The sequence below is a fragment of the Actinomycetes bacterium genome, from assembly GCA_036510875.1.
Classification (GTDB): Bacteria; Actinomycetota; Actinomycetes; order Prado026; family Prado026; genus DATCDE01.
Genome location: DATCDE010000180.1, coordinates 1 through 2,001, shown reverse-complemented (window position 1 = coordinate 2,001; position 2,001 = coordinate 1). Strand labels below are relative to the sequence as shown.

Sequence of the window (2,001 nt, the reverse complement as noted above, 5' to 3'; positions counted from 1 at the left end):
GGTCGGTGGTGAACAGCGTGTCGAACTCCCGGTCGGACAGCCCGTGCGGGTGCTCGGAGTCCGGCTGCAGCCGCATCAGGTCGACCACGTTGACCACGCGGACCCTCAGGTCTGGCAGCTCGCGGCGCAGGATGTCGACCGCGGCCAGGGTCTCCAGGGTCGGTACGTCACCGCAGCAGCCCATCACCACGTCCGGCTCCCCGGCGTCGTTCGAGGCGAAGTCCCAGATGCCGATCCCGCGGGTGCAGTGCAAGACGGCGTCGTCGATGGACAGGTAGTTCAGCGACGCCTGCTTGCCGGCAACGATCACGTTGACGTAGTGGCGGCTGCGCAGGGCGTGGTCGGCCACGGACAGCAGCGTGTTCGCGTCCGGCGGCAGGTACACCCGGATGATCCCGGACTTCTTGTTCACCACGTGGTCGATGAACCCCGGGTCCTGGTGGGAGAACCCGTTGTGGTCCTGCCGCCACACGTGCGAGGACAACAGGTAGTTCAACGAGGCCACCGGCCGGCGCCACGGGATGTCCCGGGTGACCTTGAGCCACTTGGCGTGCTGGTTGAACATCGAGTCGATGATGTGGATGAACGCCTCGTAGCAGTTGAACAGCCCGTGCCGGCCGGTCAGCAGGTACCCCTCCAGCCAGCCCTGGCACTGGTGCTCAGACAGCATCTCGACCACTTGGCCGTGCGGGGCGAGGTGGTCGTCGGTGGGCAGCAGCTCGGCCATCCACTGCCGGTCGGTGACCTCGAAGGCGGCCTGCAGCCGGTTCGACGCGGTCTCGTCCGGGCCGAAGATCCGGAAGTCCGCCGGGTTGTCCCGGATCACGTCGCGCAGGTAGCCGCCCAGCACCCGGGTCGCCTCGGCGAACGTCGTCCCCGGCCGACTGACGTCGACGGCGTAGTCGCGGAAGTCGGGCAGGGTCAGGTCGTGCAGCAGCAGCCCCCCGTTCGCGTGAGGGTTCGCGCTCATCCGCCGGTGTTCCTTCGGTGGCAGCGCCGCGAGCTCGGCGATCAGGGAGCCGTCCTCCTCGAACAGCTCCTCGGGGCGGTAGCTGCGCATCCAGGACTCCAGCCGGGCGAGGTGCTCCGGGTTGGTCCGGACCTCGGCCAGCGGTACCTGGTGCGACCGCCAGGAGCCCTCCGCCGGCAGTCCGTCGACCGTCTTCGGACCGGTCCAGCCCTTGGGCGTGCGCAGCACGATCATCGGCCAGCGTGGCCGGGAGAGGTCTCCACCCTCGCGGGCCGCCCGCTGGATCGCGGTGATCTCCTCCAGGACGGCGTCCAGCGTGCCGGCCATCAGCTGGTGCATCTGCTCAGGGTCGTCCCCGGAGACCCAGTGCACCGAGTGGCCGTACCCCTCCAGCAGCGAGGTCAGCTCGTCGTCACCGATCCGCGCCAGTATCGTCGGATTGGCGATCTTGTAGCCGTTCAGGTGCAGGATCGGCAGCACCACGCCGTCGGTGACCGGGTTGAGGAACTTGTTGGAGTGCCAGCCGGTGGCCAGCGGCCCGGTCTCCGCCTCGCCGTCGCCCACGACGCAGCAGATCAGCAGGTCGGGGTTGTCGAAGGCCGCGCCGTACGCGTGTGACAGGGAGTAGCCGAGCTCGCCGCCCTCGTGGATCGAGCCGGGGGTCTCCGGGGCGACGTGGGACGGGATCCCGCCGGGGAAGGAGAACTGCCGGAACAGCCGCTGCAGCCCGACCGTGTTCCGTCCGATGTGCGGGTACACCTCGGAGTAGGTGCCCTCCAGGTAGGCGTTGGCCACCGCGGCCGGTCCGCCGTGACCCGGCCCCACGACGAAGATCGCGTTCAGGTCCCAGTTCCGAATCACCCGGTTCATGTGGGCGTACACGAAGTTGAGCCCCGGCGTGGTCCCCCAGTGCCCCAGCAGCCGCGGCTTGGTGTGCTGCGGCTGCAGCGGCTCGGCCAGCAGCGGGTTGTCGAGCAGGTAGATCTGCCCGACCGAGCCCCCCTGGGTGCCCGGGAGCGCACCGATGGCCC

1 protein-coding gene is annotated in these 2,001 nt (G+C 69.4%); it reads right to left on the bottom strand.

The genetic code is table 11. The features are described from left to right. Positions 1–1,996, bottom strand: a 1,996-nt coding sequence (locus VIM19_10500; GenBank protein HEY5185313.1) for a phosphoketolase family protein, incomplete at its 3' end; no start/stop codon positions are given. Positions 1,997–2,001: the final 5 nt, after the last annotated feature.